The organism is Pseudomonas sp. St290, from assembly GCF_018325805.1.
Classification (GTDB): Bacteria; Pseudomonadota; Gammaproteobacteria; order Pseudomonadales; family Pseudomonadaceae; genus Aquipseudomonas; species Aquipseudomonas bijieensis.
The window spans coordinates 822,020-846,182 of sequence record NZ_AP014703.1 but is presented as its reverse complement, the minus strand read 5'-3'; the positions used below and the strand labels follow the sequence as shown (position 1 = coordinate 846,182).

Here is a 24,163-nt window from a genome sequence, read left to right as displayed (position 1 = left end):
CCTGAAAAAGACACTGTTCCTGCCCAAGCTTAGGCTTTATCTGGCCGATCGAACGACTGATTGCCAATCATGGTCCACACTTGGAACCTCATCAGCCGGAGTGTGTTCCATGTCTGACCGTTATATCGACTTCGCCAATTCGCCCATTGGCCGGCGCATGGTCGGGTCCCTCGGCCTGCCATCGCCGGTACGCCTGGAACGCTGGCAGGCCGGGCGACTGCGGCCGATCGAAGGCGCATTGCTGCTGGGCGGCGGGCCGTTGATCGAACAGATCGGCACGTTTGCCAAGCGCCTGACCGACAGCATTTTCATCTACGGCGGCGAGCCGACCCTGGCCACCGAGTGGATCCCCGGCCATGGCCCGAAAATCAAGGCGGTGGTGTACGACGCCAGCCATTTGCTGCAGGCCGACCAACTCAAGCAGCTGCGGGAATTTTTCCAGCCACTGATGAAAAACCTCGATCACAGCGCCCATGTCGTCATCCTCGGTCGCGCGCCAGAGCGTCTTGCCGACCCGTTCGCCGCCAGTGCCCAGCGGGCGTTGGAGGGCTTCAGCCGTTCCCTGGCCAAAGAGCTGCGCCACGGTGGGACGCTGCAACTGCTGTACGTCGGCGACGGCGCCGAAGCTCAGTTGGAAGGCGCATTGCGGTTTTTCCTGTCGCCCAAGAGCGCCTTCATCTCCGGGCAGGTCATTCGCCTCAACGCCTGTGACACCCAGGTCCAGGACTGGACCCGACCGCTGACCGGGCTCAAGGCACTGGTCACCGGTGCCGCCCGCGGGATCGGCGCTTCCATCGCCGAAACCCTGGCCCGTGATGGCGCCGACGTGATCCTGCTGGACGTGCCGCAGGCCAAGACCGACCTCGACGCCCTGGCCGCACGCTTGAGCGGGCGCAGCGTCACGCTGGATATCTGCGCCCAGGACGCCGCCGCACAACTGATCGAGCACCTCCCCGACGGCATCGACATCGTGGTGCACAACGCTGGCATCACTCGGGACAAGACCCTCGCCAACATGACCCCGGAATTCTGGGACGCGGTGCTGGCCGTCAACCTCAATGCCCCGCAAGTGCTGACCAAGGCCCTGCTCGACAGCGGCACCCTGCGCGACAACGGCCGGGTCGTTCTGCTGGCCTCCATCAGCGGCATTGCCGGCAACCGTGGGCAAACCAACTATGCAGCGAGCAAGGCCGGGCTGATCGGCCTGGCCCAGGCCTGGGCGCCGCTGCTGCAACCACGGGGCATCAGCATCAATGCCGTGGCGCCGGGTTTCATCGAAACGCGCATGACCGCCGAGATTCCCTTCGCCTTGCGCGAAGCCGGGCGGCGCATGAGTTCCCTGGGCCAGGGCGGCCTGCCCCAGGATGTCGCCGAAGCCGTGGCCTGGCTCGCGCAACCGGGCACAGGCGCGGTGACAGGACAGGCCCTGCGGGTATGCGGGCAAAGCCTTTTGGGAGCATGAGCATGACGATCCAATGGCATGAGGTCAGCAGCCCGCCATCCATGTCCGGGCTCTATTCAAAAGCGGCGACACGGCGCAAGGTCACTGGAACGACCTTGCCCGAGAAAGGCTTGCGCCAGGTGCTTCAGGTCGACCCGCAACGCCTGGCGGCCTATCGCAAAGTGTGCGGTTTCGTCGATAACGGACTGCTGCCGCCGACCTATCCCCACGTTTTGGCATTTGCCCTGCAGATGCAATTGCTTACGGATCGGGACTTTCCATTTCCGCTGTTGGGGCTGATCCACCTGAGCAACCGCATCCGTGTATTGCGGCCCATGGGCGGGGTCGGCCAGGTGCGGGCCAGCGTCAATGTCGAGAACCTGCAGGCCCACCCCAAGGGCGCGGTATTCGACCTGGTGACCGGCCTCGATGATCAACTGGGGCCGCTGTGGGAGGCCCGCAGCCAGATGCTTTGCAAAGGTGTCCAGCTTGACGGAGCACTCGTGGAGGATTCACCGCAGGCCAGTCTGCCCTTGATCGAAGTCGCCCGCTGGACGGCACCGGCCGACATCGGCCGGCAATATGCCAAGGTGTCCGGCGACTACAACCCGATCCACCTGAGCGGCCTCAGTGCCCGCTTGTTCGGCTTCCCCACTGCCATCGCCCATGGCCTGTGGAACAAGGCCAGGACTCTTGCAGCGTTGGATGATCACTTGCCCGAGGCCAACATCGAGATCGATGTGACCTTCAAGAAACCGGTGCGCCTGCCCAGCGAGGTGACGCTGCTGGCGAGTGCGGCGGGCTCCAGTGGGCAACTGCAACTGATGGGGGCTGGGGGGTTGGAGCATATGGTAGGAGAGTGGCGGCCGGTGACCTGAGCAGGTCGATGGTGTTCACAGCGAATTCCTGTGGGAGCGAGCCTGCTCGCGATAGCGGTGGATCAGCTTGCCCCAGGGTTGAATGGGCCGCCGTCATCGCGAGCAGGCTCGCTCCCACAGTTTTGTTCCGGGGTGTTCACGGGTCGAGTGTTCGCCACAAAATCCTTGTGGGAGCGAGCCTGCTCGCCTCCATCTTGAATGCACCCTGGTCAGCGCGGTGGATAGTTGGCCAGAATCCGCCCCACTGTCTCGCGCACGGCCGTGTTGCGGTCCGTCGGGTTGGGAGAGTTGCTGAGCAGTTGTTCGTCACTGCCACGCCACACCAGCTTGCCGTCCTTGCCATCGAGCAGGTCGATCTGCACGGTGGCGACCTTGTAGCTGATGTTGCGGGTTTCGTTGTACATCGGCCCACCCCAATAGCCGTTCCAAGGGCCGCCCCAACCGCCGCCATAGTTGGTCGTGACCTGCTGCTGGCGATCCTCGACGATCAAATAGGTCTGGACCAGCACATCGCCGCGTCCGCCAGCCGCAGCCGGGCGCAGGCCGCGTTGATCGAGTTGATCGGCAACCGCCTGGCGGATTCGCTGCTCGGTCAGGTCGCTCTTGATGCGTGGGTCATCAGGGCGATATTGCAGCGCCGGCTCTTTCCAGCTCCAGCTGCGGTACGCCGCGAAATCGCGGCTGGTGTCGAAGTCATGATTGACCTGGTTAGAGGCACAAGCGCCCAACAGCAGGGTGAAGGCCAGTAGAGCAAGACGGCGAAACATGGTTTTTCTCCGTTGAGCAATCAACTTGGGGGATACGCCGACAGGGCTTTTTCCACCGCTTCGCGAATGGCGTCGGTGCGCTCGCTCTGGCTGCCACGCTGGCCGGTCTCGGCGCTGGCGCTCCACACCGGCTGCCCGGTGCGGGCATCGAACAAGTCCACCCGAACCACCACGACCTGCTCCTGATACGTGCGCACCATCGGCACCGGATGGTACACGCCATACCCCGGGCCATAGCGGTCATAACGGTTATAGCCGCCGTAGTAACCGGCATCGTAGTCGTCCCGGACCTGGCGTACGCGGGTCTCCAGGCGCAGGTCGGCGCTGACGAACAAGTCGGCGGGCCGGTTGTCATGCAGCGGGCGCAGGCCACGCTGGTCCAGGGCATTGCTCACCGCTTCGGCCACCTGGGCCGAATCCGCCCAGGCGGTACCCGAGGGCAGGCGCCCGTCGCGCCAGGCCCAACTGCGATAGCGCCCATAATCACGGGGTGGCGCCGGGTAGGCGCTGCGATCGAACACCGTGGCGGCCTCGGGCGGCGCCGGTGGCAGCGGGTTGGAAGTGGCGACATAGGGGTTGCTGCCCTGGCAGGCCACCAGCCCCAGGCACAGCACCAACAACCCTGAACGACCGTTCATTTCGCTCTCCGATTGCCCCCTCCGATCAGAGGGGACGGCAGATCCAGTGCAGGTAACGTCCCAACCCGGCAAACGCCGGGTGGCGACGGTGGGCCAGCTCCATTTCCAGCAACTGCGCAAGCTCCACGCGGCCCTGGAATTCCACCGGCATGTAGTCATGGAAAACCCGCACGCCACTCTGGCTTTCGACCTGCCACAGGCCTTCAAGTTGCGCCGCCAATGCTCGCGGATCAAGGGGTTGTTGCGGCGTCAGGCTCTGTTTTTCGCCGGCCATGTCGTTCTTGCGCAACTTGCGGAAATGCCCCTTGAGCAAATTGCGATAGACCAGCGCATCACGGTTGTAGAACGCCAGGGACAGCCAACCGCCAGGCGCCGTGAGTTGATGCAGCACCGGCAGGATCGCGTGGGGCTCGGCCAGCCACTCCAGCACCGCGTGACACAGCACCAGGTCGTACGGTTCAGTGAGCTGGCCGAGCAGGTCCTGCCACGGCGCCTGGATGAACGTGGCGCTCTGGCCCGCATCGGCAAAGCGCTGGCGGGCGCCTTCGAGCATGGGCTCGGCCGGCTCGGCCAGGGTCACCTGGTGGCCACGCTCGGCCAGCCACAACGACATATGGCCCAGGCCAGCGCCGATATCCAGCACCCGCAGCGGACGTTGGGGCAAGGTTTCCAGCAGATCGGCCTGAAGCACCGCCAGACGGATCGCGCCCTTGGCCCCACCATAGATTTTTTCCGCAAAGCGCGTGGCGAGTTGATCGAAATGCCGGTCGCTCATTGGCCGAACCGCCGCTCGCTGTCGGCCAGTTTGCTGCGCACCACGGCGTCCATGTCCAGGCCCAGCTCGCTGCACAGCAGCAACAGGTACAACACGATGTCACCGACCTCCTGCCCGGCGTGGGCCAGTTTGTCCGCCGGCAACTGGCGTGACTGGTCCTCGGTCAGCCACTGGAAAATTTCCACCAGTTCGGCCATTTCCACACTGGCGGCCATGGCGAGGTTTTTCGGGCTGTGGAATTGCCGCCAGTCGTTACGGTCACGAATGGCATGCAGGCGTTCGGTCAGTTCAACAAGGTTCATCGGGTTCTCCTGAATGCGCATAGCTTCAGGGGGATGACCGGGGAAGGCAAGAGTCTCGGTAGGAAGCGACGGTTTACCCCATAATCGAACCAACTCGGCCGCCACAGCTCCTACAATCAGGAGCCAACGGCTCGGCTCAAACTCCCTCCCATCAGGATGCACATATGCAGGTAGAAAGCTTTTTCGAATGGCTCGGCCAGGCGCTCGGTTCGGTGATCCGGTTCATCGTCGACCTGCTCAGCGGTCTCTTCAACACCCTGGCCAATGCCGGCGGCAACTTCGTCGATGGGCTGTCACGCACCCTGGGCATGGACACCTCGATCATCAGCATCATCGCGCTGATCCTCGGGCTGATGCTGCTGTACTCGGCCATCCGCGCCTTCATGCGGGCCTCGATCGTCATGGGCATCATCTGGCTGGTGCTGGGGTTGTGGCTGTTGAGTTGGATCATTCACTAAGGCTGGGATCGATACTGCGCCAGCCCCCTTGTGGCGAGGATGCTCTGTGGGAGCAAGGCTTGCCCGCGATGAATATGACGCGGTTTCCCAGGGAACCGAGGCGCCTGGATCGCGAGCAAGCTTTGCTCCCACAGAATGGGGATAAATCCCCTCGCCACAAGGAGTCCAGGATCCCCTGGAGAACGATCAGACCATAACCCGCTACAATCGCGCTCCATCAAGGAGCCCGCATGTCCAACCTGATCACCGACTGGCGCGACCGCCTGACCCATCGTCGGGTCTGGGCGCTGGCTGCGCCGATGATTCTCTCCAACATTTCCGTGCCGCTGGTGGCGCTGGTGGACAGCACCGTCATCGGCCATTTGCCCCATGCTCATCAGTTGGGCGCGGTGGCGGTCGGGGCGAGTCTGTATACGGTGTTGGCCTGGGCCATGGGTTTCTTGCGCATGGGCACCACCGGGTTCGCCGCCCAGGCCGCCGGGCGTGGTGACGGCGCGGCATTGCGGCAAGTGTTACTGCAAGGCCTGCTGTTGGCGATGGGGCTGGCGGTGCTGCTCGGTGCCGTCGGCGTGCCATTGAGCGACGTGGCGTTGCACTTCATGCAGCCGTCCGCCGAGCTCAACCAATTGACCCGTGACTTCTTCCACACCCGGCTCTTCGGCTTGCCGGCGGCGCTGGCCAGCTATGCGCTGGTGGGCTGGTTTCTCGGTGCCCAGAATGCCCGGGCGCCGTTGGCGATCCTGCTGGTGACCAACCTGGTCAACATCGCCCTGAACCTGTGGTTCGTGATCGGCCTGGACTGGGGTGTGACCGGCTCGGCCCGGGCCTCGGTAATCGCCGAGTGGACCGGCGCGCTGGTCGGCCTGGCGCTGGCCCGCCACACACTGCGCGCCTGGCCCGGACAGGTGGCCTGGGCCGCCCTGGGACTGTGGCAGAACTGGCGCCCGCTGCTGGCCGTGAACCGGGACATTTTCATTCGCAGCCTGGCGCTGCAAGCGGTGTTTTTCCTCATCACCGTGCAAGGCGCGCGCCTGGGGGATGCGACCGTGGCGGCCAATGCCTTGCTGCTCAACGGCCTGTTGCTGACAGCCCATGCCCTGGACGGCCTGGCCCATGCCGTCGAAGCGCTGTGCGGCCATGCCATTGGCGCCCGCGACCGCCTGGCACTGCGCCGCTCGCTGGTGGTGGCGTGTGGCTGGTCGCTGATTGCAAGCCTGGGCTTCGCATTGCTGTTCCTGCTCGCCGGCCACCTGTTCATCGACATGCAGACCAACATCCCCGACGTGCGCGATACCGCTTACCGCTACCTGCCTTATCTGGCGGCCCTGCCACTCATTGCGGTCTGGAGTTACTTGCTCGACGGGCTGTTCATCGGCGCCACCCGCGCCCGGGAAATGCGCAACGGCATGCTGCTGACATTGCTGCTGGTGCTGCCAATCGCTTGGGCGCTGCGAGGGTTGGGCAACCATGGGTTGTGGATCACCTTCCTGCTGTTCATGGCCTTGCGCAGCCTGACCCTCGGCGCTTTCGCCTGGCGCTTGCAGCGACACGACCGCTGGCTCGGCGCGTCAGCCCAGTAACGTTCAATCCTGGCCGTCCTGCCAACGCCGTCGCAGCTGATCGAGCCGTTCACGCTGCGAACCGCCCACCAAGTCCGGCACCGGCCGGGCCTCGGGGTATTGCAGGCGCAGCCACAGCCAGTCATCGAGCACTGTCCGCTCGGTAAACCCCAGCGTCAGTCCCTGCTGCAAATCCTCCCAGAGCCGACGGTAATCACGCCCGGTGGCACGGGACCATTGCCAGGCATGACGCTCCAGCAGGCATCGTTGCAACTGGCTCTGCTGTCGATCGCTGAGGCTGTGCTCCGTCTCCAGCGCCGCCACCGGCAGCCCCGGGTTGGACAGTTGTTGCCACCCCTGGCTGCCGATCGCCCGGTCGGCCCAGGTGCCACCAAACCAGCGCAACAGACTGATCGGACCCAGCCAGCAACTGAGCTCCCGAGGGTCGCAGCCGTCGAAGAAATAGCTGGCGATGTGCGGGTTGTAGTAGCTCAACAAGGCTTTGTGATGCAGGCCTAGCGTCACCGTCAGCATGCGCCGCAGATGCGCCAGCAATTGCTCGGCGGGCGATGAGCTGACCAACAGCAGCCCCGGCCAGGAACGTGGGTCCAGGTGACAGAGGCTGACCAGCGCAGGCGATTGACGCAGATCCACCAGCAGCGGGCCGTGCTCTCGCAGCCCATGCAGCTCGGTACCTTCAAACAGGGCAAAGCACCGTGCCTTGGCGAACTGCCCGTGCACCAGCCGTGCGGCTGCAGGCGCACTCGGTACGTCGAGCAACAGCCATTGCGGCGTTGATCCAGGCAGGACGGCGGCACTCATCGAGCAACGCCCGCGCCACGCCCCATGAGCATACGGCAGGTGCACAGCGGTTGGGCGCAGGGGCTGAAAGGCCCGCCTTCGGGCAACAGGCACAACAAGACCAGCGGCTCGGCGTCGCGGATTGCAGACAACAGGAGCGGATCGGCAACAGACTGCACAAATGTTTCGCCTGAGGATGATTCATCCGCAACCTCCCCTGAGACAGGCGCGTCCAGAAATGCACTGATCAATGGCCGATCCGGATCGCCTTCGATAAAGCTCACCAACACCTCGGTGCCGTCACACAGGGCGCCCGCTCCGCCCGCGACCAGTTCGGGCGCCAAGGGTAGCCAGCAATGACTGGGGCTGGAACCTTCGCCCTGGTAGACCCAGTCAAACTGCACCGCCACACGCCCTGCCCCCAACGCTGGCGGCTCGTCCACTGCCACGACCCAGCCGCGTTGCCGGCTCACCATCCGTGGTTTTGCCGGGATCTTATCCGGCACGAACAGCACGCCCCGGGGAATGGCTTTGAAATGATTGCCGTACACCCCCGCCTGCACCCGGTGCTCGACCTTCGTCAACAGCCAGCGCCGGTTCCAGCCAGCAAAAGGATGAGCCGTCAGCGACAACATTCGACCACCATGCAGGTTCATCAAATCGCTGCGGCCCTGGGCGACCTGCTCCCCCGACACATCGGTCTGCACGCTGAAGGTCCGCACTGCGGCAGTCGCCTCGTCGTCCGCGTAAACCGCTGTACCGACGGGGGGAAAACTGTGGGCATTGTCGGCGAACACCAGACAGTGTCCGTCCTGGGTGTGTTCGAAATGAAAATGAATGCCTGCCTGGGCGCATACGCGTTGAAGAAACTGCAAGTCCGATTCCCGATACTGGGTACAGAAGTCCTGTGGCGGATAATCACCAATCAAGTCCAGGCACAGGCCGCGGCCGCTGATGCCATGGGCCTTGAGCACCTGGCGAATGATCTGCGGCACCGAGCGGGCGCTGAAGACCCGCTGGCTGAAGCGCTGCGCCAGACAGGCCAGCTTCGGTCCGATACGCACCCGGCAGCCGGCGCCATGAGGGTGTTGGACCAACTCATGAAGCTGCCCATGAATGCCCCGGCCTGGGGCCCCGAAGCTCAGCCAGACGCTGCGGTATAGCAGGCCCGCCAAGTCCAGGTTCGCATCGGGCAACAACAGCTGCGCTTCATAAACGAAGGGTTCGCTGATGGTTTCGCTACCCGTGAAAGCCACGACGTCAACGGGCTCGGGCAGACCGGCTATCTCCAGACGAAATGCTGGTTCGCTGGCTGGATCGGACATCGGCGTTTCTCTACAGGAGGGGCGGTCGGGGATTCTCGCCGAGAGCCATGGCCGAGTAGAGGGGCCAAGTACAAGTTAGGAAAGGGACTACACGAAATAAGGACATCGCCGGTTAAACGCACCGGAGGGAGGAAATAGCCGTGGCGTAAACAAAAACGCCCTCCGGAACTATCCGAAAAAACCCGCAACATGCGGTGTCTTTTCTGACAGCTCCGGAGGGCGTTGCCGATCAGTTAAAAGGGTGAGCCCCTCGCCACAAACTTGCCCATCAAGACGACAGGTAGGACGAACGCGTCAACCCCAGGCGCAAGGCATCGAGGAACTGGGTACGTTCGGCGGCGCTGATGCGGGCGCTGGCGCACTTGTCGCGGTAGTGAGTCATCAACTCCTCCGGCGACAAGTGCACGTAGCGCAGCATGTCTTCGATGGTGTCGTGGGTTTCGATACCGGCGTGATACACGCTGCCATCGGCGTTCTGGTAGATGTTCACCGAGTCGGTGTCACCGAACAGGTTGTGCATGTCACCGAGGATTTCCTGGTAGGCGCCCACCAGGAAAATGCCCAGCAAGTAGTCTTCACCTGGATTGAGACCGTGAACCGGCAGGCTGGTCTCGATGCTCTGTTCGTCGACGTACTGCTTGATCTTGCCGTCGGAATCGCAGGTCAGGTCTTGCAGCACGGCGCGACGCAGCGGCTCTTCGTCCAGACGATGCAACGGCAGGATCGGCAGCACCTGGCCGATGGCCCAGGTGTCCGGCAGGCTCTGAAACACCGAGAAGTTGCAGATGTATTTGTCGGCCAGCTTGTCGTTGAGCTCATCCAGCACTTGCCGATGGGAACGCTGGCGGGCCTTCAACGAGTTGTGCAGGCGACGGCACACCGCGAAGTAGCACTGCTCGGCCAAGGCTTTTTCAGCCAGGGTCAACTTGCCATCGGCATACTGGGTCGCCACATCGCTCATGTAGTGAGTGGCGCGCCAGTAGGTCTCGGTGACCATCTCGATATCGGTCGGGCCCAGCAGGTCAACCAGCCATTGCACGGTTTCCGGCAGGCTTTCCTTGTTTTCGATCACCGGCACGTCATCGTTGTGTTTCTCGACGTCGGTCACCTGCACCACCAGCATGGCGTGGTGGGCGGTCAGCGAGCGGCCGCTTTCGGAGAAGATGTGCGGATGCGGCAAACTCTGGGCATCGCAGAACTCCTTGAGCATGCCGACCACGACACCGGCGTAATCGTCCATGTCGTAGTTGATCGAACTGGCGTTGCGCGAGTGGGTGCCGTCGTAGTCCACGCCGAGGCCACCGCCGACGTCGATGTGATCCACCGGCAGGCCGAGGTTGCGCAGTTCACCGTAGTAACGGATCGCTTCCTTGAAGCCGTGCTGGTAGTCCGCCAGGTTGGCGATCTGCGAGCCCATGTGGAAGTGCAGCAGGCGAATGCCCTGGTCCAGGCCGGCCGCGCGGAAGCGCTCGACCACCGACAACAGTTGCGCGGCAGACAAGCCGAACTTGGATTTCTCGCCACCGGTATCAGCCCACTTGCTCGATGCCAGGGACGACAGGCGCACCCGCAGGCCAACCTGTGGCTTGACCTTGAGCGCCGCAGCCTCTTCGATCACCAGACCGACTTCGGACTCTTTCTCGATGACGATGAATACATTGTGGCCCAGCTTCTGGCCCATCAGCGCCAGGCGGATGAACTCACGATCCTTGTAGCCGTTGCAGACGATGGTGCCGCCCTTCGGCGCCAGGGCCAGCACCGCCAGCAACTCCGGCTTGGAGCCGGCTTCCAGGCCGATGGAGACGTTCTGGGTGGCGATGATGTTCTCGATCACCGCTTCTTGCTGGTTGACCTTGATCGGATAGAGCGCGGTGTACTTGCTCTGGTATTCCAGGCGCGCGATGTTGCTGTCGAAGGCACCGGTGAGCTGGCGTACACGGTCTTGCAGGATGTCGGGAAAGCGCACCAGCAAGGGCAGCGACAGGCCGCTCTGGCGCAACTGATCGACTTGCTCGAACAGGTCGATGGGCGAGCTGCCGGGACCGTTCGGGCGGACTTCGACGCGACCGGCTTCATTGATCGCGAAATACCCGGCCCCCCAATGGCGAATCCCGTAAACACTGCGGCTGTCCGCAACTGTCCATTGGCTGCCATCGTCTTTGCGTGTGCGTCGTACGGACATCGAAGTCCCCTATAAAGAAGTCAAAATGCACCATCCGGTCGGAGGCTGGGGCAGTCTAGAGAGTGAAAATGACGAATTGCCTGTTAGCAAGGTAGACCCTGCTCCCAGCGATGAGTTTAGAAACCCGTTCAGAACAGGCTCTGTGAAAACCATGCGGGCGACCTCGAACGTGGGGTTCGGGTCAAGCCGAGGGTGGTTTTCACAGAGGCTGCTAGCCGCCGGATTTCTTTGCCTTGAAACCGTGCTTGACCAGTTCCGCCAGCAGCAGTTCGACGTGATCGCCCTGGATCTCGATGACGCCGTCTTTCAATGCGCCACCGGTGCCACAGCGTTTCTTCAACGTGGTGGCCAGTTCCTTGAGCGCATCTTCGGCCAACGGCACGCCGGTGATCGTGGTCACTGTCTTGCCGCCGCGGCCTTTGCTTTCACGGCGCACGCGCGCAATGCCGTCACCTTCAGGGATGGCGGTCTGTTTGCAGATGCAGGCATTCACCGGTTGACGGCAATCAGGACAATGACGACCGGCGTCGGTAGAAAATACCAGGCCGCCCAGGGCGGCGAAGGATGCGGCTTTTTTGGCCACCGGCAATCCTCTTGGGAGGACAAAGACTGGCCGAGGGGGAACGTGCCTCGACCGCGAAACCCCACTCAGGCAGGGGCAGCGCTACTGGACCGCAGAGACGGTTCAGCTTGAAAAGTCGCGCAGTGTAACGGCAAAAAGCCGACTTGCTAAGGGCCAATCAGCGCCAATTTATAGCTTCTTTGCGACGCCGTCGCCATGGACCCGCAAATAGCGTTCGAGCGCCGCCAAAGAGTCCGGGCAGTAGGGCTTACGCTGAATTTCATCGAGCACCTGTTCGAGCGGCAGGAAACGCGCCTCGAGGACTTCTTCCGGTTGCAGGACCAGCGGGCCGTCCCACACCGCCGAGAACGCCGAGCACCACAGGCGACTGCCGGGGTCTTCGAAATAAAAATGGTCGTGGGCGGTCAGTTCCACGCCGCTCACACCCAGTTCCTCCGCCAGCTCACGGGCGGCCGATTCGGCATAGGTCTCATCGGCCTGCACCATGCCACCCGCCGCCACGTCCCAGAAACCGGGGTAAATGGCCTTGCTCAGGGTACGCCGATGCACGCAGAGCTCACCGGCCGAGTTGAACAGCATGATGTAGGTGCCACGTCCGATCAGGCCACGCTCGCGCAGCTCTGAACGCACCAGGCTGCCAAGCAGGTTGTCCTGCTCATCGACCCACGCGATCAACTCGGCATCCGAGGCCACTCGGTGAGCGACCTCCCGGGGGCTTTCGCTCATGTATCAGCCCTGGTTCAGCAATTGCCGCAAGTCGATGACCGCTGCGTTGGCCCGGGAAATGTAGTTGGCCATGACCAGCGAGTGGTTAGCCAATACACCGAAGCCGCTGCCGTTGAGGATCATCGGGCTCCAGACAGGTTCCTGGGACGCTTCCAGTTCACGAATGATCTGCCGCACGCTGACCGTGGCGTTCTTTTTTGCCAGTACATCGGCGAAGTCCACTTCGATGGCGCGCAGCAGGTGCGACAGCGCCCAAGCCTGACCGCGGGCCTCGTAGAACACGTTATCGATTTGCAGCCACGGGGTCTCGACCACCTCTTCATCCACCTGCGGCACCTGGCCCGGGGCCGGAACTTCGGTTTTCAGCGAGGTGTTGAGCTTGACCCGGCCAACGCTGGCCGACAGGCGCTGGGACAACGAACCCAGGCGAGTGCCGACATCCCCCAGCCAGTTGTTCAGGTTGTCGGCACGGGCGTAGAACAGTGCACTTTTCTGGCTTGGGTCGGACAGGCGCGCCTGATAGCGGCTCAGGGAGTTGATGCCTTCCTGATACTCAGACTCACTGGAGGGCAGCACCCAACTGCGGTTGTCGAAGTTGAAGCGCGGCTCGGCCTTGGCCAGGTCGGCGTCCTCGGCGGACTGGGACTGGGAACGGGCGAAGTCCTTGCGCAGGGCACGGCTCAGGTCGCGGACCTGCACCAGCACGCCATATTCCCAGCTCGGCATGTTGTCCATCCACAGGCCTGGCGGGAAGCGGTCATTGGAGATGTAGCCACCCGGCTTGGTCAGCAGGGTCCCGGCCACCGTCTTGAGCGTCTCGACCGTGGTGTAGCCCACCACCATTTGCCGGCCATCTTTCTCGGCCGCGGCCTGGGCGTTCTGCTGCACCGGGAACAGCGCGGGCTCCTGGCTCCAATACCAGCCGACGGCAATGGTCACCAACAGGTAGAGGCCGATCAGCGTAGCCAGTGCGCGGCTGAAAAAAAGCCCGCCCAGGTAGCTGCGGGCCTCCGATTTCGGCTCGGCGGCACGTTCAGGCGCGCTGCCCGCGCGGTTTTTCCAGTCCAGCATGGCGATATCCCTTCAATCACTTGAGTTCACGGTTCGACCACAACCCTACGCCATCGTGCCTGATTTGAAACGCGATAATGCGCCACCAATCATGCCGGCCACGACAGGGCAGTCGAACCGGCACTATAAAGGAAGCGCTGCCAGCGGCCTATGAGACTGACCGGTCACAAACTGAATTTCGTGCCAGGACAGATTATTGACGTATGACACTCATGTGGGTGAAAAGAGGTGCTAGCATAGAGCCACCAGTCGACCTCAGCATGCACCCTAACTAGTTGTCAGGATATGACCGAGCCAGAAGACCCCAGCCGTGAGCGCCTCAAGCACCACTTTGCCCAGCGGGTAATTCATCAGGCTCGTCAGATCCTGGAGATTTGGCAGCGCCTGCAACGCACTGAGTGGTCAAGCACCGACCTGGCGGAGCTCAGCGAGGCCAATCTGCGCTTGCTGCGCTTTGCCGAGCGCTTCGAACAGCCCGAGCATTCCCAACTGGCCCAAGGCATCAGCCAGTCGTTGCAAGCGGTGGACGCCAATCGCGGACGCCTGAGCAGCCACTTGATCACCGAAATCAACCGCTTGATGCAGCGCTTGTCTCGTACCGGCCTGCGCCACGGCGACCAGCTCGAACAAACCTTCCTGCCACCGCTGCGCAAACCCATCTACGTGTTGCTGCAGGACCATGACCGCGCCGAGCGCCTGGCCAAACAGCTGGAGTTCTTCGGCCTCAGCGCCCAGGCGCTGGACAATGTCGCGGCGTTCCGGGCAGCGATGGTCGAGCGTCTGCCGGCAGCGATCGTCATGGATGTGGATTTCAGCGGCCCCGGCGCCGGCCTGAAACTGGCCGCCGAAGCCCAGGAAGGCCTGGAACAACCGCTGCCACTGTTGTTCTTCAGCCTGTTGGAAACCGACACGCCGACACGCCTGGCCGCGGTGCGCGCCGGTGGCCAGGAATTTCTCACCGGCACCCTCGAAGCCTCGAGCCTGCTGGAAAAGATCGAAGTGCTGACCTGCGTCGCCCAGTACGATCCATACAAAGTGCTGATCATCGATGACTCCCGCGCCCAGGCCATGCACACCGAACGCTTGCTCAACAGCGCCGGCATCATCACTCGCACGCTGATCGAACCCATCCAGGCCATGGCCGAACTGGCGGACTTCCAGCCCGACCTGATCATCCTCGACATGTACATGCCGGCCTGCACCGGCACGGAGCTGGCCAAGGTGATTCGCCATAACGACCGTTATGTCAGCGTGCCGATCATCTACCTGTCCGCCGAAGACGACCTGGACAAACAACTCGACGCCATGAGCGAAGGCGGCGACGACTTCCTGACCAAACCGATCAAGCCCCGGCACCTGATCACCACCGTGCGCAACCGTGCCGCCCGGGCGCGCAACCTCAAGGCGCGGATGGTGCGCGACAGCCTCACCGGCCTGTACAACCACACCCATATCCTCCAGTTGCTCGAGGATTGCAGCTTCCGCGCTCGACGCGAAGGCAAGCCCCTGAGCTTCGCCATGCTCGACATCGACCATTTCAAACGAGTCAATGACAGCCACGGCCATCCCATGGGCGACCGGGTGATCAAGAGCCTGGCGCTGTTTCTCAAGCAGCGCCTGCGCAAGACCGATTTCATCGGCCGTTACGGCGGCGAAGAATTCGCCATCGTCATGCCCGACACCGATATCGACGCCGCCTGCAAGGTGCTGGATGAAATTCGCCAGCGCTTTGCCGAAATCCACTATCCGGCCCAGCCCCAGGATTTGTGGTGCACCTTCAGCGCCGGCGTGGTGGAGATGAGCGATGACTCCGACAGCCTGATGATGGCCAGCCAGGCGGACGAAGCGCTGTATCGCGCCAAGCACGCCGGGCGCAATCGGGTACAGAGCGCCCGGCAATCAAAGCAAAGTGCCACCTTTTCATCGGAATCGACCGATTCGGTCATAAACCTGTAACGCAAGCGCAATAAATTCAGGCACTTACGATTCTGCCCTTGGTAGACCCTTGATGCGCCTGAAGCTGCTGACCAATCTCAATACCCTTCTTCTCGTTGCCGTGTGCCTGGGTCTTGGGGCCACGCTATGGTGGTCGCAGATCGCCCTGGAACGACCCTACTTGCTGATGGAGCGCTACCTGGGCCTGTCGCGGCAATTCCAGGGCGACGTGGCGCGCAACATCGAGGACTACCTGGCCAGCGGCGACGCCTTGCGCCTGAGCGCGGCGACCCAGGCCCTGGAGACCCTGCAAAAAGACCTCGATCAGTTCCCCCCGGCACTGGCCAAGACCCTGCGCCCGAGCCTGTCGAACCTCGACGGTTTCAGCAAGACCGACCTACTGGCCGCCGGCAAACTGGCCGGCGATCCGCAAGCCTTATTGTTGCAAGCCGAGCGCGAACTGAGTGCCAGCCTCGACCAACTGGCCCAATACGCCAATGGCACCCCTGCCTACTTGCCCGCATTGTTTGCCGCTTCACAGCACCTGGGCCGGTTGTCTCTCACGCGGGACAAACTGGTCAGCAGCGGTCGCAGCGAATTGGCCGCCGACGTCGAGCGGGAACTGGCGAGCATCCGCCTTGAGGCCGAACGCCTCGACAGCCTGCCACTGCTGGGCGTCACTACCAGCAGTGAATCGGGCAGCGATGATTTCGCCGCGCTGATGGGCCTGGAGGCCCAGGAAAAAGCCGCTGCCGAAGATGCCGGCATCGCCCTCAAGCGCGAACTCAACAGCCTGCTGGGTCGCTATCCCGCCGAATTGACCCGCACCCGCGAACTGATCCAGAAACGCACCGAACTGAGCAGCGCCACGCATCTGAAAATCACCGACGTGCAACAGGCGATCGATGCCATGGAACCGGCGGTGCGGGCCCAGCATGGGCAGATCCAGGGCGAGGTTCGCCTGATCCAAGGGGTGATGATTGGCTTGATCCTGCTGATCGCGCTGCTCATCGACACCTTGCAGCGACGCCTGGCCCGCACCTTGACGCACCTCGCTCCGGCCCTGTCGACCTGGGCCGAAGGGGATTTCAGCCGCGATATCCATGTCGGCGCCAGCAATCGCGAGTTGCAAGACATCGAAGCGTCGCTCAATCGTCTGCGCGCTTATCTGGTGGACCTGGTGGGCACCATCCGCGTCAACGCCGAACAGGTCGCCGGCAGCAGCCGGGCCCTGGCCGAGTTGAGCGGCGAGCTACACAGCGGCGCCGAGGATCAGGCCGGCGACACGGCGCTGATCCGTGATTCCCTCAGCGAACTGGAAGCGACGATCCAGCAAGTGGCCGGCGATGCCAGCCAGGCCGCGGATGCCAGCCGCAATGCCGGGCAGGCGGTGGAACAAGGGCAGAAAGTCATCGGCCTGAGCCTCACGGGCCTGCACGCACTGGTGGGGGAAGTGCAGGACAACGCGCAGATGATCGAACAACTGGCCGAGGAATCGGCCACCATCGGCGGCGTGCTGACGGTGATTCGCTCGATTGCCGACCAGACCAACCTGCTGGCCCTCAACGCCGCCATCGAAGCGGCCCGCGCCGGGGAAATGGGCCGAGGCTTCGCGGTAGTGGCCGAGGAGGTCCGCTCCCTGGCCCAACGCACGGCCGGCGCCACCGCCGAAATCCAGACGCTGATCGCCCGCTTGCAACTGGCCGCGCGCCAATCGGTGGACGGCATGCGCGCCCAGGTCGAACACGCCGAAGCCACCGCCAACCAGGCGCAGGCGGCCGACGGCGCGCTGGACGAAATCGTCGGCGCCATCCAGACCATCTCCGCCACGGCGGTACGTATCGCCGACGTCACCGCCCAACAAAGCGGCGCCGTCAGCGAAATCCGCGATCACAGTGAGCGGATTCATCTATTGGGTGGCGATAATCTGCTACGCATCGGCCAAGGGCGGGAACAGGGCGATAACCTGCTGGTGCTGGGCGGGCGGCTGCACACGGCGGTGCAGGCGTTTCGGGTTTAAGCAGCACAGATCCATTGTGGGAGCGAGCCTGCTCGCGATTGCGGTGGGTCAGCGTGCATCGATATTGAATGTGCCGCCGTCTTCGTGAGCAGGCTCGCTCCCACAGGGCTCAGGACAGGCTGGCGAAACCGGGGATGACCGGATTTTGGAGGATGGTCACAAATTTCGCGTAAACATCGGTCATCGTGCTGGCTATTGCCGAGAACTGGACAGTCATTAAGGCTTTGCGGCATAGTCGCCAGGTTCTGATACCTGCTCACAGATAACAAGGAACAGCAGATGGCGACCCTATTGGTCCTGCATGGACCCAACCTGAACCTGCTGGGCACCCGTGAACCGGGCGTCTACGGGGCCGTGACACTGGCCCAGATCAACCAGGACCTTGAGCAGCGGGCCCGCAACGCCGGCCACCATTTGCTCTATCTGCAAAGCAACGCCGAATATGAATTGATCGACCGTATCCATGCCGCCCGTGGCGAAGGCGTGGATTTCATCTTGATCAATCCAGCAGCTTTTACACACACAAGTGTCGCATTACGTGACGCGCTGCTGGCGGTGAGCATCCCATTCATCGAAGTGCATTTGTCCAACGTGCACAAACGCGAACCTTTCCGTCATCACTCCTACTTCTCCGATGTAGCAGTGGGAGTGATTTGCGGCCTCGGCGCCAGTGGTTACCGACTGGCCCTGGAGGCCGCCCTAGAGCAGCTTGAAAGACCGGCAACAGCTTGAACAACAAGCGTTAAACGCCCCTGACCGACCCTTGGGAGTTGATGATTCATGGATATCCGTAAAGTTAAGAAATTGATCGAATTGCTGGAAGAGTCCGGCATCGACGAGCTTGAGATCAAGGAAGGCGAAGAGTCCGTACGCATCAGCCGCCACAGCAAGACCCCGGCCCAGCAGTTCTATGCACCGGCCCCAATGCAGGCTCCGGCCGCCGCGCCCGCTCCAGCCGCCGCCCCGGTTGCCGCCGCAGCGCCAGCCGCACCTGCGGCACCAGCGCTCAACGGCACTGTCGCCCGTTCGCCAATGGTGGGCACGTTCTATCGCAAGTCTTCGCCATCCTCGCCGTCCTTCGTTGAAGTCGGCCAGACCGTGAAGAAAGGCGACACCCTGTGCATCGTCGAAGCCATGAAGATGATGAACCACATCGAAGCTGAAACCAGCGGTGTGATCGAATCCATCCTCGTCGAAGACGGCCAGCCGGTTGAGTACGACCAACCGCTGTTCACCATCGTTTGAACCGCGGAGAGCCTTTGATGACTGCGAAGTTGGAAAAAGTTCTGATCGCTAACCGCGGTGAGATCGCCCTGCGGATTCTGCGTGCCTGCAAAGAGATGGGCATCAAGACCGTCGCCGTTTACTCCAAGGCCGACAAAGAACTGATGCACCTGGGCCTGGCGGACGAATCCGTCTGCATCGGTCCGGCGTCGGCTGCGCACTCCTACCTGCACATCCCGGCGATCATCGCCGCTGCCGAAGTGACCGGCGCCACCGCCATTCACCCTGGCTACGGCTTCCTGGCGGAAAACGCCGACTTCGCCGAACAGGTCGAAAATTCCGGTTTCGCCTTCATTGGCCCGAAAGCCGAAACCATCCGCCTGATGGGCGACAAGGTATCGGCCAAACACGCCATGATCGCCGCCGGCGTTCCAACCGTTCCGGGTTCCGACGGCCCACTGCCTGAAGACGAAGAAACCGCTCTGCGCATCGGTCGCGAAGTCGGTTATCCGGTGATCATCAAGGCCGCTGGCGGCGGCGGTGGTCGCGGCATGCGCGTGGTACACAAGGAAGAAGACCTGATTTCCTCGGCGAAACTGACCCGCTCCGAAGCTGGCGCGGCGTTCGGCAACCCGATGGTCTACCTGGAAAAATTCCTGACCAACCCACGTCACGTCGAAGTCCAGGTACTGTCCGACGGCCAGGGCCATGCGATCCACCTGGGCGACCGCGATTGCTCGCTGCAACGCCGTCACCAGAAAGTGCTCGAAGAAGCGCCGGCACCGGGCATCGACGAGCAGGCTCGCGAAGAAGTCCTGGCACGTTGCGTCAAGGCCTGTATCGACATTGGCTATCGCGGCGCCGGTACCTTCGAGTTCCTCTACGAGAACGGTCGTTTCTACTTCATCGAAATGAACACCCGTGTTCAGGTGGAGCACCCGGTCTCGGAAATGGTCACCGGTATCGACATCGTCAAGGAGATGCTCAGCATCGCCGCCGGCAACAAGCTGTCGTTCACCCAGGATGACGTGGTCATCCGCGGTCACGCGCTGGAATGCCGGATCAACGCCGAAGACCCGAAAACCTTCATGCCAAGCCCAGGTACGGTCAAGCACTTCCATGCCCCGGGCGGCAATGGCGTTCGCGTCGACTCGCACCTGTACAGCGGTTATGCCGTTCCACCGAACTACGACTCGTTGATCGGCAAGCTGATCACCTACGGCGCGACCCGTGACGAAGCCATGGCGCGCATGCGCAATGCCCTGGACGAAATCGTGGTAGACGGGATCAAGACCAACATCCCGCTGCACCGCGACCTCGTACGTGACGAAGGCTTCTGCAAAGGCGGCGTCAACATCCATTACCTGGAACACAAGCTGGGCAACCAGCACTGATGCTTCAAGTGATGTAGAAAAGACCCCGGTCCATTGGCCGGGGTCTTTTTTTTGCCGGCCTTGCGGGATGGCGGCGAACCCAATCAGCTCAGCACCACCGTAGGCAACGCCTGCGCTTCGATCTGCGACGCTGTCGCGACCCTGCCCTGCGGAGTACGGATGGCCCCGCTGGCAGTGGCTACCAACGGTTCGCTGCGCAAGCGCGTCATGAACCCACGGGCACGTACTGATACGGGATCGGTGCTCTTTTTCGCCCTCGCCAGCACCGGTATGTAGTAGCGCTCGACTTGACTGCGTGAGGTCTTGAAGACCGTAGTGACACCACTGCGCAGCTCCAGTGACACGCCGTAGGTATTGCCGAAGCAGGAAGAGTACGACCAGTGATCCCAGGTGGGCTGCAAACCCTGGCGTCTCATCGCCGAGCGGACTCGCCCGCCAATGTCGACCCCCGTCAACCAGTCCCCCCCCACCAGCGTGGCGCGGATGTCTTTGCCCGATCCCCCCAGGCGTTGCATCACGTCGCGAACACTGCGTTCGATGAGCGCGCGGATATTGTGATCGAAATGAATCACCGCCCCCACCCGGGTGGTCGGGTTGTACAACGAAGCGATCACACAGGTCTGCGCGTTCAGCGAGAACAGATAGTTGTCCGCCGCCGCCTCGCTGAACCTTGCCACCACGGCCTCGCCTTGCAACGCGCCCCTCGATACATCCGGGAAGACATGGTTGGGAAACGCCTCCCGCAGATCGCTCACTCGCCCAAGGACAAGCGTTTGCTCATTGCCCCCCTTCAAGCCGACTGAGTTGTGCGCCCACTGACCATTTCCCATTCTGCGGATGGGCAGGTTGTACAGAGCGCCGGGGCGACTGGCGTCCACCAGGCACAAGCCGCCGAAACGAGAATCTTCCTTCACCTGGTAGTACTTGCCCCTGCTGCGTATGAAATATGTATTGAGCGGCTGCGATGCACTGGATGGGCTGCGATAAGTCCCCTGGTAAATGCCCTCCTCGGTCACCCGCTCCAGATTCTCGGGGGTTTTGCTGACCGCCTGTTTCGGCTTGAAGCGTATGGGTTGGACGATCGGTCCGGCTTCCTTGGCAATCAGCGGCGTCATGCGTTTCAAGCGCTGCCCGGACAAGGACATGGACTTCACGACAAGCTTCAGGCTTCTGGCCGCCGGCCCCAGTAACGAAGCAATGGTTCCTGCTCCCAGCGCGGCGAACAGTACCCCCCAGGAGGCCATCAACCAGTGGCCCAGCGCGCGATCCGTGTCCCCCTGCCCATGCGCCTGCGCAGCCTGCTTGACACTGACGGCGATCACGGCCGCATCCAGCAACAGAGCAAAGGGCGGGTAGACCAGGCACACCGGTGCCGATGCAAACAGCAGCCCCTTGATGACCTGTCGCCTGATCACTTCGGCACGGCTCTGGGTGATGTCTTCCACATCGGTGACAGCCCGCTCGATGCAAGCATCGAACTCTGCCTGGATATCGCTCACTCGATTGAACTCGCGCAACGTATCGACGCCGATGCTCGCCGCCGCCAGAGCCACCAGTGAACGCCTGACCGCCGTACGGGCGCCGAGTCCGACCCGCTCCAGCACGTAGTCATGCAGGCGCGCGACGACTTTCCCGGTAAAGTCCCGGTACGGGCGAAACGTGACACCGTCCGGAGCGTCAGGCGTATACAGCCAAGACGAGCCCTTCGGATCGAAGTAGGTGAAGACGTAGACGCCCATCACGACATGACCGCCGACGGAAAACCTGATCACCCCCTCACGCTGGACGACAGCCCCCGAATACACCGGGCCGACCACCGGCACCGCTTCACTCAGGAGGGTGACTTGTCGAGTGAGCCACCAGAATTCGTTCGCGCTCAACTGGAACTGACCCGTTGCGACACGCAGGTCACGGTCCATCCGGGTCAGCACCAGGTTACGGTAGGCGGTGCGACGCAAGATGTAATCAGCGGCACGGGCGTCGAGGAACCGGGCACGGATCTGCCGCGCATACTGCTCACCCACGTACGCCCGCCGAAGATAGGACGCCAGCTCCGCACTGCGGACCTGCCTCAGATCCTGCCCCACCGATGAACGTACGCCTTTTCGCGGATTGTCGATGCCCGAGTTGTCGTCATAGCCGTAGATGGCCAGCTCCAGCAGGCTGGAGACGTTCGTCTTGCCATCGGCCAACCCCGGGTTGTAGTCGATGAGCACCGTTTCGGGATCGACGGGCCCCTGCACACCTTTGCTGCGCATATAAGGGGCAATGGCTTGCGTGACGATACGCTTGGCGAAATCCACAAAGGCTTCGTAGCCTGCCATCTGCTGGCTGAGCACCTCCTGATGAACCAGGAGCTCCTGGCTCAGACTGCTGATGTTTCGCCGGGAATCAAGCGGCAAGGCGGCGTACCAGCGAGGCGATTCGTCCGCCGCCACCTGTGCCAGATTGTTGTTCAGGCCCATCGCAACGAGGTCTTCCAGGCAAGCCCTGAAACCGCTCACCGCCCCCCGGGGATCCTTGCTCGAATCCCAAGTCGTCGGCTTGTCCACCACGCTGGCAAAGTACTCCCGCGCCCCGCTCCGTTCGACTGGAAAGAGGCGCTGCAGCAAGTACTCGCGACCGACTTCGCTACGGGTCCATGCGCCCATCTCCACGCTGACGGCCCATAACGAGGGCAACTCGATCCACTCCTGCCCATCCGGCTTGTCGGGGGCATACAGCAGCAGGTCACCTTGCAGGTCCTGGCGATAGAACAAGAGAAAATCGGCACAGCGCATAGCGTTCGCAAGCACCACGCAGCTGACCCGCCAAACGCTGGCGGCCTGCGCCGAGGCCTCGCTCTCCCACAAGGCTTTGACCGCCTCATGGTTCGCCTGCTTCAGGTGACCTGCACAGCGGGCAATGAATGCGCTTTGCTGCAACCGTGCCGTGAACCAATCGAGCATGGCGTCTTTCAGATCGCTCCGGCCATACCGGTCCACCAGTGCCCGCAAGTACCCGGCCGGGGCATCGACCTGCGCCAGCATTTGGCTCATGAATGCTGGTGTAAGCGGCTGGTTGCGCAGCATTGCGCCGTTTTCCACCAGGAACACCGAAACAGCGTCCGGCCTGATCGGACCGGCCGCCAGCAACTCACTCAGGCTATGGGTGCGCACTGGCTGGCCCATCACACTTCGCCACTGCAATTGCACCCGAATGCTGTCAGGTTCGACCTCCATGTCCAACTCATGCCTGACATAGTCCTTGACCAACTGCCGAGCGAACGCCCGCAACGACCCCAAGCCCTCAAGCAACCCGTCCACCAGCACCTGCGCCTGGAAGGTCTGGTCCTGGCAAAGCTCAAGTTGCCTACGGTCAGCTTCGCCCAGCCCCCGCAACCAGTCAGGCAGCTGCGAACGCGCGAGCGCTTGCAGACTCTGACGCTGCGACGCGCTCGCCAACGCGACCGGCTCGCTCATCCGACGCCAGCCCTCCTGGAGCTCTTCAAGCTGGCCCCGTAGCTCATCAACGTCCAGGCCTGCCAGTCCGTCCGGTTGGAAAATCATGACGACGTCGGCCATGTGACCTTCGAGCCGTTGCTCGATCAACTCCATCAAAGCGGCTTCGCCCTCGGCCATTGCCCAATGCCGTTGCAGATAGGCCCGGTAGTGGCTGATAAAACCCGAAGCGCTGCTTTCCACCACCTGGGCGATGACCTCCTGGCGCTCGACCGGCATCCCTCGATCAGCCGCGTCCGGCCAACGGTAAGGTGCGTCCTGCTCTTCGTCGGGCATGACCGGCTGCTGGTCGATCATGCGTTGCAACACCGTATCGAGCAGGGTGCCGATGAAGTGCGGATCGATGTTGTCTTGGTAATAATGGGTGCGCAGTTCGACCAGCAGATACTCCTCCAGCACCTCCAGCACGCTCATCTGGGCTTGCAGTCGAGGGTCGATGACTGCCTGCCAGCGAGTCAGTGTTTCCAGGACCGCTTGTGCCGTTGCCGCCTGCGGGGAAGATATCGGCCCCCTGCCGCTCACGTTTCTTTGTCGCTCGACCGTGTTATCCATCACATTCCTCCCTGTTGTGTGGACCCGCACCT

At 62.5% G+C, this 24,163-nt stretch carries 20 protein-coding genes; 9 read left to right on the top strand and 11 right to left on the bottom strand.

Features of this window, described 5'->3' with window-relative positions; genetic code table 11:
• Window positions 1-109 precede the first annotated feature (109 nt).
• Window positions 110-1,462 carry a 3-oxoacyl-ACP reductase gene (locus PBDP_RS03580; RefSeq protein ID WP_109752282.1) on the top strand — a complete coding sequence of 451 codons (1,353 nt, stop codon included), beginning with the start codon at window positions 110-112 and terminating at the stop codon, window positions 1,460-1,462.
• A gap of 2 nt (window positions 1,463-1,464) precedes the next feature.
• Entirely contained in the window at window positions 1,465-2,319 is an 855-nt protein-coding gene (locus PBDP_RS03575) for a MaoC family dehydratase (protein ID WP_212801821.1), read from the top strand.
• Window positions 2,320-2,528: 209 nt separating this feature from the next.
• Here the strand turns inward: PBDP_RS03575 and PBDP_RS03570 are convergent, their stop codons facing one another.
• Genes PBDP_RS03570 through PBDP_RS03555 form a run of 4 tightly spaced genes read right to left on the bottom strand, consistent with a single transcriptional unit; the run spans window position 2,529 to window position 4,801 of the window.
• Window positions 2,529-3,086: a DUF4136 domain-containing protein gene (locus tag PBDP_RS03570; protein WP_116834089.1), complete on the bottom strand. Its 558-nt coding sequence runs from the start codon at window positions 3,084-3,086 to the stop codon at window positions 2,529-2,531.
• A gap of 20 nt (window positions 3,087-3,106) precedes the next feature.
• Window positions 3,107-3,724, bottom strand: coding sequence for a DUF4136 domain-containing protein (locus PBDP_RS03565; RefSeq protein ID WP_212801820.1), 618 nt, complete (start codon window positions 3,722-3,724; stop codon window positions 3,107-3,109).
• A gap of 25 nt (window positions 3,725-3,749) precedes the next feature.
• Window positions 3,750-4,499, bottom strand: coding sequence for a methyltransferase (locus PBDP_RS03560; protein WP_109752274.1), 750 nt, complete (start codon window positions 4,497-4,499; stop codon window positions 3,750-3,752).
• Window positions 4,496-4,801, bottom strand: a complete 306-nt coding sequence (locus PBDP_RS03555; protein ID WP_003186192.1) for a MazG-like family protein — start codon at window positions 4,799-4,801, stop codon at window positions 4,496-4,498. The genes PBDP_RS03560 and PBDP_RS03555 overlap by 4 nt, the downstream gene beginning before the upstream one ends.
• 164 nt (window positions 4,802-4,965) lie before the next feature.
• On the opposite strand from PBDP_RS03555, the gene PBDP_RS03550 reads away from it, so the two are divergent.
• Window positions 4,966-5,259, top strand: a complete 294-nt coding sequence (locus PBDP_RS03550; protein WP_003197447.1) for a hypothetical protein — start codon at window positions 4,966-4,968, stop codon at window positions 5,257-5,259.
• A gap of 230 nt (window positions 5,260-5,489) precedes the next feature.
• The gene (locus PBDP_RS03545; RefSeq protein WP_109752273.1) at window positions 5,490-6,839 is read left to right on the top strand and encodes an MATE family efflux transporter; all 1,350 of its coding nucleotides are present in this window, start codon (window positions 5,490-5,492) and stop codon (window positions 6,837-6,839) included.
• Window positions 6,840-6,842: 3 nt separating this feature from the next.
• On the opposite strand, the gene PBDP_RS03540 is transcribed toward PBDP_RS03545, so the two are convergent.
• The 6 genes from PBDP_RS03540 to PBDP_RS03515 form a co-directional block, all read right to left on the bottom strand.
• Window positions 6,843-7,640, bottom strand: a complete 798-nt coding sequence (locus PBDP_RS03540; RefSeq protein WP_109752271.1) for a DUF4123 domain-containing protein — start codon at window positions 7,638-7,640, stop codon at window positions 6,843-6,845.
• On the bottom strand, window positions 7,637-8,944 hold the full coding sequence (locus tag PBDP_RS03535; protein ID WP_109752269.1) for a type VI secretion system Vgr family protein: 1,308 nt from the start codon (window positions 8,942-8,944) through the stop codon (window positions 7,637-7,639). Before PBDP_RS03535 ends, PBDP_RS03540 begins: the two co-directional genes overlap by 4 nt.
• A 268-nt stretch (window positions 8,945-9,212) precedes the next feature.
• Window positions 9,213-11,126 (bottom strand): arginine decarboxylase, encoded by a 1,914-nt coding sequence (gene speA / locus PBDP_RS03530; protein WP_109752267.1) that lies wholly within the window; start codon window positions 11,124-11,126, stop codon window positions 9,213-9,215.
• Window positions 11,127-11,337: 211 nt separating this feature from the next.
• The gene (locus PBDP_RS03525; protein WP_109752265.1) at window positions 11,338-11,709 is read right to left on the bottom strand and encodes a translation initiation factor Sui1; all 372 of its coding nucleotides are present in this window, start codon (window positions 11,707-11,709) and stop codon (window positions 11,338-11,340) included.
• A 168-nt stretch (window positions 11,710-11,877) separates the two neighbouring features.
• Window positions 11,878-12,435, bottom strand: coding sequence for an NUDIX hydrolase (locus PBDP_RS03520; protein WP_109752263.1), 558 nt, complete (start codon window positions 12,433-12,435; stop codon window positions 11,878-11,880).
• 3 nt (window positions 12,436-12,438) lie between these two features.
• The gene (locus PBDP_RS03515; RefSeq protein WP_109752262.1) at window positions 12,439-13,506 is read right to left on the bottom strand and encodes a DUF2333 family protein; all 1,068 of its coding nucleotides are present in this window, start codon (window positions 13,504-13,506) and stop codon (window positions 12,439-12,441) included.
• Window positions 13,507-13,791: 285 nt separating this feature from the next.
• On the opposite strand from PBDP_RS03515, the gene PBDP_RS03510 reads away from it, so the two are divergent.
• From PBDP_RS03510 to accC, 5 genes are all read left to right on the top strand, one after another.
• The gene (locus tag PBDP_RS03510) at window positions 13,792-15,462 is read left to right on the top strand and encodes a GGDEF domain-containing response regulator (RefSeq protein WP_116834085.1); all 1,671 of its coding nucleotides are present in this window, start codon (window positions 13,792-13,794) and stop codon (window positions 15,460-15,462) included.
• Window positions 15,463-16,912: 1,450 nt separating this feature from the next.
• A complete protein-coding gene (locus PBDP_RS30215; protein WP_502936868.1) occupies window positions 16,913-17,461 on the top strand; it encodes a methyl-accepting chemotaxis protein in 549 nt (182 codons plus the stop codon).
• Window positions 17,462-17,740: 279 nt separating this feature from the next.
• Window positions 17,741-18,193, top strand: coding sequence for a type II 3-dehydroquinate dehydratase (gene aroQ / locus PBDP_RS03500; protein ID WP_109752257.1), 453 nt, complete (start codon window positions 17,741-17,743; stop codon window positions 18,191-18,193).
• A 48-nt stretch (window positions 18,194-18,241) separates the two neighbouring features.
• Window positions 18,242-18,706, top strand: coding sequence for an acetyl-CoA carboxylase biotin carboxyl carrier protein (gene accB / locus PBDP_RS03495; protein ID WP_030138029.1), 465 nt, complete (start codon window positions 18,242-18,244; stop codon window positions 18,704-18,706).
• Window positions 18,707-18,723: 17 nt separating this feature from the next.
• Window positions 18,724-20,079 carry an acetyl-CoA carboxylase biotin carboxylase subunit gene (gene accC, locus PBDP_RS03490; RefSeq protein ID WP_109752255.1) on the top strand — a complete coding sequence of 452 codons (1,356 nt, stop codon included), beginning with the start codon at window positions 18,724-18,726 and terminating at the stop codon, window positions 20,077-20,079.
• 83 nt (window positions 20,080-20,162) lie between these two features.
• On the opposite strand, the gene PBDP_RS03485 is transcribed toward accC, so the two are convergent.
• On the bottom strand, window positions 20,163-24,131 hold the full coding sequence (locus PBDP_RS03485; RefSeq protein ID WP_212801818.1) for a dermonecrotic toxin domain-containing protein: 3,969 nt from the start codon (window positions 24,129-24,131) through the stop codon (window positions 20,163-20,165).
• Window positions 24,132-24,163: the final 32 nt, after the last annotated feature.

Excerpts from the sequence above, each read along its gene's own strand:
- PBDP_RS03570 (WP_116834089.1), bottom strand. The coding sequence starts at position 3,086 with ATGTTTCGCCGTCTTGCTCTACTGGCCTTCACCCTGCTGTTGGGCGCT.
- accB (WP_030138029.1), top strand. The coding sequence starts at position 18,242 with ATGGATATCCGTAAAGTTAAGAAATTGATCGAATTGCTGGAAGAGTCC.
- PBDP_RS03560 (WP_109752274.1), bottom strand. The coding sequence starts at position 4,499 with ATGAGCGACCGGCATTTCGATCAACTCGCCACGCGCTTTGCGGAAAAA.
- PBDP_RS03555 (WP_003186192.1), bottom strand. The coding sequence starts at position 4,801 with ATGAACCTTGTTGAACTGACCGAACGCCTGCATGCCATTCGTGACCGT.
- accC (WP_109752255.1), top strand. The coding sequence starts at position 18,724 with ATGACTGCGAAGTTGGAAAAAGTTCTGATCGCTAACCGCGGTGAGATC.
- speA (WP_109752267.1), bottom strand. The coding sequence starts at position 11,126 with ATGTCCGTACGACGCACACGCAAAGACGATGGCAGCCAATGGACAGTT.
- aroQ (WP_109752257.1), top strand. The coding sequence starts at position 17,741 with ATGGCGACCCTATTGGTCCTGCATGGACCCAACCTGAACCTGCTGGGC.
- PBDP_RS30215 (WP_502936868.1), top strand. The coding sequence starts at position 16,913 with ATGATCGAACAACTGGCCGAGGAATCGGCCACCATCGGCGGCGTGCTG.
- PBDP_RS03520 (WP_109752263.1), bottom strand. The coding sequence starts at position 12,435 with ATGAGCGAAAGCCCCCGGGAGGTCGCTCACCGAGTGGCCTCGGATGCC.
- PBDP_RS03575 (WP_212801821.1), top strand. The coding sequence starts at position 1,465 with ATGACGATCCAATGGCATGAGGTCAGCAGCCCGCCATCCATGTCCGGG.
- PBDP_RS03510 (WP_116834085.1), top strand. The coding sequence starts at position 13,792 with ATGACCGAGCCAGAAGACCCCAGCCGTGAGCGCCTCAAGCACCACTTT.
- PBDP_RS03535 (WP_109752269.1), bottom strand. The coding sequence starts at position 8,944 with ATGTCCGATCCAGCCAGCGAACCAGCATTTCGTCTGGAGATAGCCGGT.
- PBDP_RS03550 (WP_003197447.1), top strand. The coding sequence starts at position 4,966 with ATGCAGGTAGAAAGCTTTTTCGAATGGCTCGGCCAGGCGCTCGGTTCG.
- PBDP_RS03485 (WP_212801818.1), bottom strand. The coding sequence starts at position 24,131 with ATGGATAACACGGTCGAGCGACAAAGAAACGTGAGCGGCAGGGGGCCG.
- PBDP_RS03565 (WP_212801820.1), bottom strand. The coding sequence starts at position 3,724 with ATGAACGGTCGTTCAGGGTTGTTGGTGCTGTGCCTGGGGCTGGTGGCC.
- PBDP_RS03515 (WP_109752262.1), bottom strand. The coding sequence starts at position 13,506 with ATGCTGGACTGGAAAAACCGCGCGGGCAGCGCGCCTGAACGTGCCGCC.
- PBDP_RS03545 (WP_109752273.1), top strand. The coding sequence starts at position 5,490 with ATGTCCAACCTGATCACCGACTGGCGCGACCGCCTGACCCATCGTCGG.
- PBDP_RS03540 (WP_109752271.1), bottom strand. The coding sequence starts at position 7,640 with ATGAGTGCCGCCGTCCTGCCTGGATCAACGCCGCAATGGCTGTTGCTC.
- PBDP_RS03580 (WP_109752282.1), top strand. The coding sequence starts at position 110 with ATGTCTGACCGTTATATCGACTTCGCCAATTCGCCCATTGGCCGGCGC.